This is a genomic window from Micropruina sp. (genome assembly GCF_047607385.1).
In the GTDB taxonomy this organism is placed as follows: Bacteria; Actinomycetota; Actinomycetes; order Propionibacteriales; family Propionibacteriaceae; genus Micropruina.
In genome coordinates, this window is the sequence record NZ_JASGDE010000066.1 from 1 (window position 1) to 5,114 (window position 5,114).

Sequence of the window (5,114 nt, forward strand, 5' to 3'; positions counted from 1 at the left end):
CTGCGGCCCCCAGCTCTTGCGCCGTACGTCCAGTACGCCCACAAGATCTGGCGGCCGCAGCTCATCCCGCCGGGCACGTCCTCGCTCGGAACAGCATTGATCAGCGCTTCCCTAAGGAACCGCCGGGACTACCGTGAGCATGACGAAAGGAGACCGGCATGCTCCATCAGGTTCCACAGCCCAGCCAGGATCGGATGACACCGTTCGGCGGCGGGGCGCTCGTGGTGGGGATCCGACGAGTCAATGACCCGTTGGTGGTGCTGACCGCCGCCGCGCTGGCCCGGGCGACCGGTGGTGAGTTGTACTTCGCCTACGTGGACGAACAGCGCTTCACCGAGCGGGAGTTCCCCGACGGCACGGTGCAGCACAGCGACATCAACCCGGATTCCGCGGACGACTCCTGGCATCTGGTCGAAGCCGAACTGAAAGCCGAAGTGGCCCGCCTGCTGGCCGGCTCGGACCTGCCCTGGCAGTTCCGCTACCTGGCCGGACGCCCGGACCGGGCGCTGACCCACCTGGCCCGCGCGGTGGACGCCGCGGTGCTGGTGGTCGGCAACCGGGCACCGGAGCACGGCGCCAAGGTGCATGAGTTCCTGGACGGTGCGCTGGCGCTGAAACTGGCCCAGCATCAGCACCGTCCGGTGCTGGCCGTCCCGCTCTCGGTGGTCGACTGGAAGGCGCCGATGCCGTGGTCCTGAAACCGTTCCGCGGACTGTCCTCGACCGTGGTGCTGGTCGGGGGAGCGGTCGGCACCGCGGTCCGGGCCGCGCTGGAGTCCGCCTTCCCGGCCCAGCCGGGCGGCTGGCCGTGGGCCACGTTCGCGATCAACCTGACCGGTTCGTTCCTGCTCGGGCTGCTGCTGGAGACGCTCAGCCGGCGCGGTCCGGACGCCGGGCTGCGCCGCTACCTGCGGCTCGGCCTGGGCACCGGGGTGATGGGCGGCTACACCACGTACAGCTCGTTCGCGGTGGAGAGCGTCCGGCTGCTCGGCCTGGGCGGGGGTGCGATCGTGGTCGGCATCGGCTACGCGCTGGGCAGTGTGGCGCTGGGGCTGGCGGCCGCGTTCGCCGGCATGTGGGTGGCGACCAGGTGGTCACGATGATCGCCTTGCTGGTCGCCCTGGCGGGAGGGCTGGGTTCGCTCGCCCGCTTCCAGTTGGACGCCGCGATCGCCCGGCTGCATTCGCTGCGGATGCCGCTGGGCACGCTGACCATCAACACCCTCGGCTCGGGGTTGCTCGGCCTGGTCACCGGCTATGTGCTGTTCCACACCGGCGCGCCGGAGTGGGCGGCGATCGCCGGGACGGGGTTCCTGGGCGGGTTCACCACGTTCAGCACCGCCAGCGTCGAGGGCGTCCGGCTGGTCCGCGCCGGGCGTCCGGTCGCCGCCGCGGTGCATGCCGGCGGCGGTCTGCTGGCCGGACTGGTGGCGGCCACCCTCGGGCTGTGGCTGATGTCGCTGTAGCTCACCGTGGGACGAAAGGAACCGTCCCCAACGTTCCACCCGGTCCGAGCGTGGGACGAAAGGAACCGTCCCCAACGTTCCACTCGGGCGGGTGTCGCCGCGGCTACAGCCGGAACCAGGCCGTCCAGGTCCGGACGCCGTGGGCGTCGCTGAGCCCCAGCCGCACCAGCGGATTGCGAGCCGGCCGGACCGGCAGTTCCAGGTCGAACCAGCCGGACGCGTCCGGCTCGGCGGTGGCGATGACCGCGCCGTCGGCGTCGGACAGCACCAGCGAGCGGGCCTGCGGCGCCAGCACCAGGCCCCGCAGGTGACCGTCCACCACCTCCAGGTCGATGCCGACGTCCTCGGCGGTGAAGCGCAGCAGCCGCGCGTCCCCAGAGGACCGGACGCCGGCCAGCGGCTCGGCCGCCGAATCGGAGACCAGCTCGGCGAGCCGGGCGTCCGGATCGTGCCAGCCCCACAACGCCCGGCCGACCGCGGCCAGGTCGTCGGCGTCGGACGCCTCGTCCAATGCCTCGGCGAGCTCGCCGAGCAGGATCTCATCGGGCTCCATCAGGCACCTCCCCACGAGGCCAGCGCCGGCTGCTCACGCAGCGCGGCGAGGCAGCGAATCCGGGTGGGCCCGATGGTGCCGATCCGGACGCCCAGCCGGGCCGCCACGTCCGCGTAGGGCACCGGCGGGTCGCCGAACAACATGCCCAGCAGCTCCCGGCAACGTTCCGACAGCCCGGCCCAGGCATCCCGCAGCGCCTGCCGGCGCAGCTCCGCGATCAGCTCGGTGCCGGCCTCCGGCAGATCGTCGGGCAGGTCGCGGTCGAAGTCGGTGGGCAGCGTCCGGCGCCGCGAGCGCAGCAGCGCCAGGCATTCGTTGCGGGTGGTGGTGGCGATCCAGCCCGGCAGCGCCGCCGGTTCGCGCAGCGTGTGCAGGCGTTCCAGCAGCCGCAGCCAGACCCCGGCGGCGACGTCCTGACGATCGTGGGAGTCGAGCGAGAACTTCCGGCACACCGACGCGACCAGGGGTGCGAACCGGTCCACCAGCCGGTTCCAGGCGGCCTGGTCGCCACCGCGAACGGCGGCGACCAGGTCGGTGACAGGCTCGGCGGTCATCGCGGGCCGACTATCTGGCTCTCGCCGTCCGCCAGCAGGGCGTCCCAGGCCTGGCCGGCGGTGAGGCCCGCGGCGGTCATCCGCGCCGCCACCAGGCCGGCGGCGTGCGCGGCGCTGAACGAGGTGCCGGCCCAGCTGGCGGCCCCGTGGAACTCCTCGTCCCCGACGACGTCGTCGATATGCACCGGGCCGTCGAAGAAGCGCGCCTCGAAGCTGGCCCCCGGCGTCACCGCGTCCACCCATGCCGGCAGCGGCGACAGCGACCCGTCGAGCTGGGCGCCGACCGCCCGCACCTGGGGGAACGCGGCCGGCCACGCCGACGACGTCCGGCACCGGTCCCGCTTCCACTCCTGCTGGGCGAGGTGATTGCCGGCGGCGGCGATGATCAGGCAGCTGCCCGAGATCGCCTCCAGCGCGCGGCTGAGCAGCAGCGGCGGCAACCCGTCGACGGTGTAGCTGGCGAGCGGCAGCAGCAGGATGTCGACCTTCTCGCGCAGCGCCAGATCGACCATCGCGACGGCCACGTCCCACAGGTCGCCCCGGCCGCCCTCCCGGTTCAGGACGCCGCGCAGAATCGGCTCCTCGGCGGTCGGTGCCACCTGCCGGATCAGGTCGCGGACGAACGCGGCGTGGCCCGCCCAGGCCTGCGCGGTGCCGCCGGGCGGGACGGTGAGCTCGGCCAGCGTGGTGTCGACCCAGCCGATCCGGACGCCGCCGGTCGCCGGCGGGCGGAAATCGTCGGTGGCGGTGGTCTGCACCTCGGTGACCTGGTAGCCGACGTCGCTGACCGCCGGGTGGTCGCTGTACTTGGCGGGGGAGATCCCCATGATCTTCGGCTCGCCGCCGTGCAGGGCGGCCGGGCCGCCCACGCCCATGATCCGGGAGTGCCCGCCGTCGATCCCGACGGAGACCGGCGAGCCGGGGCCGAAGCTCATGATGTTGGAGTGCCCGCCGGCGGTCATCGGTGAGGATGCCTCCCGGTCCTTGCCGATGGCGGGCGTCCAGCCGCCGTTCCGCTCGGCGATCCGGCGCCGCACCTCGGCCAGCAGCGCGTCGAGGGACTCGTCCGGATCGAGTTCGACGGTCAGCCGGACCAGGCGCAGATCGGGATCCGGCTCGCCGGCCTCGGTGGCCACCGACAGTGTCGAGAGCACGTCCCGGACGATGTCCAGGGCGTCGCTGTCGACCACCACTCTCGGGTACCGCGGCTCGGTGGCGGTGCTGGACTGGGTCATGGTTCCTGCCTCTCTTCGCAGAGCAGGGTGACTGCCGTCATCCTCCTCCAATCGGTGCCGTCGGGAAAGGGGTGGACCCCCGCCCGTTCTCCCGACAGAGCCGGTCGGGCCGGGATTGATGCGGACCGGGCGATCGAGTCCGACAATGGGGCCGTGCCCACGCCGCGGGAGATCGCCGAGGGCGCCGTTCAGTTGGTCGACCGGTCCCTGTCGGCCGCGACGCCGGCGCTCCGCCGGGTGCTGGCCGGTCTCGCCGGCGCGGACCCGGGAACCCGCTCCATCGCGTTGCGTGCGCTGGGTCATGCCCTGATGGCCGGCGGTCGGGTGGACGAGGCCCGCACCACCCTCCGGACGGCGGTGCGGCTGGCCGAGCGGTCCGGCGAGGGCGAGATCCTGGCCGCCGCGCAGTTGAAGATGGCCCACGCCGAACTGCTCGGCGGCGCGCTGCAGCGGGCCCTGCAACTGGCGGACGGGGTGCTGCGTTCCAGCACACCCACCGACAGCGACCGGGTGCGGGCCTACAGCACCCGGGCGCTGATCCTGCGCGAGCTGGGCCGGTTCGGCCCGGCCCTGGCCGACCTCGACCGGGCGGTGCACGGACTGCGCCTGCTGGACGACGAACTGGGCCTGCAGCGCGCCCTGGTGAACCGGGCGCTGGTGAAGATCGACGTGCTCGCCATCCCCGGGGCGATCGACGACCTGCACGAGGCGGAGCAGCTCGCGGTGCGCGGCGGCCGGCGGACGGCCCGCGGCCTGATCATCGCCAACCTGGGCTATGCGGCGTCGCAGGCCGGCGAGGTGCCGGAGGCGCTGGATCGCTACGCCCGGGCCGAGGCGATCTTCCGCGAGACCGGCGCCCAGCTCACCGGCATCCTGATGGATCGGGCCGAGATCCTGGCCCGGATCGGCCTCGCCGACGACGCCCGCGCGGAGGCCGAGGCGGCGCTGCGGGAGGCCCGCCGGGAGCGCCGCACGCTGCGCATCCCGGAGGTGCGGCTGCGGCTGGCGCAGGCCGCTTGGGCGGCGAACGATCCGGCCCTGGCCCGGGAACAGGCTCGCCTGGCCCGAGCCATGTTCCGCCGCCAGGGCCGGACCACCTGGGCCGCGGCGGCCGGCCTGGAGGTGGCCCGGGCGGACCGGCTGCTGGGACGGGTGCCGCGCTGGCGGGCGCTGGCCGGTGACGCCGAGGCGCTGGCGTCCGCGCAGTGGTGGGAGCTCGCCGTGGAGGCGGAGCTGCTGGTGGCCGCGGCGGCCCCCGAACCGCATCGCCGGGACGCCCTCGCCGCCGCGGCGGCACGCCGGGGTCGC

The 5,114-nt window shown here is 73.9% G+C and carries 7 protein-coding genes; 4 read left to right on the forward strand and 3 right to left on the reverse strand.

Annotation, left to right across the window (positions count from 1 at the left end; all coding sequences use genetic code 11):
- Positions 1-158: 158 nt before the first annotated feature.
- The 3 genes from QM582_RS06045 to QM582_RS06055 are packed head-to-tail and all read left to right on the forward strand — an operon-like array spanning position 159 to position 1,464.
- The gene (locus tag QM582_RS06045; protein ID WP_415082660.1) at positions 159-698 is read left to right on the forward strand and encodes a universal stress protein; all 540 of its coding nucleotides are present in this window, start codon (positions 159-161) and stop codon (positions 696-698) included.
- Entirely contained in the window at positions 689-1,102 is a 414-nt protein-coding gene (locus tag QM582_RS06050) for a fluoride efflux transporter FluC (protein WP_415082662.1), read from the forward strand. The genes QM582_RS06045 and QM582_RS06050 overlap by 10 nt, the downstream gene beginning before the upstream one ends.
- A complete protein-coding gene (locus tag QM582_RS06055; protein WP_415082664.1) occupies positions 1,099-1,464 on the forward strand; it encodes a fluoride efflux transporter FluC in 366 nt (121 codons plus the stop codon). Before QM582_RS06050 ends, QM582_RS06055 begins: the two co-directional genes overlap by 4 nt.
- Before the next feature lie 103 nt (positions 1,465-1,567).
- Here QM582_RS06055 and QM582_RS06060 read toward each other — a convergent pair whose 3' ends face one another.
- Genes QM582_RS06060 through QM582_RS06070 form a run of 3 tightly spaced genes read right to left on the reverse strand, consistent with a single transcriptional unit; the run spans position 1,568 to position 3,806 of the window.
- Positions 1,568-2,017: a hypothetical protein gene (locus tag QM582_RS06060; RefSeq protein ID WP_415082665.1), complete on the reverse strand. Its 450-nt coding sequence runs from the start codon at positions 2,015-2,017 to the stop codon at positions 1,568-1,570.
- Positions 2,017-2,571, reverse strand: a complete 555-nt coding sequence (locus QM582_RS06065; RefSeq protein WP_415082666.1) for an RNA polymerase sigma factor — start codon at positions 2,569-2,571, stop codon at positions 2,017-2,019. The genes QM582_RS06060 and QM582_RS06065 overlap by 1 nt, the downstream gene beginning before the upstream one ends.
- The gene (locus tag QM582_RS06070; protein ID WP_415082667.1) at positions 2,568-3,806 is read right to left on the reverse strand and encodes a S8/S53 family peptidase; all 1,239 of its coding nucleotides are present in this window, start codon (positions 3,804-3,806) and stop codon (positions 2,568-2,570) included. The genes QM582_RS06065 and QM582_RS06070 overlap by 4 nt, the downstream gene beginning before the upstream one ends.
- Positions 3,807-3,959: 153 nt before the next feature.
- Between QM582_RS06070 and QM582_RS06075 the strand changes: the two genes are divergently transcribed.
- Positions 3,960-5,114, forward strand: a 1,155-nt coding sequence (locus tag QM582_RS06075) for a hypothetical protein (RefSeq protein ID WP_415082669.1), incomplete at its 3' end; no start/stop codon positions are given.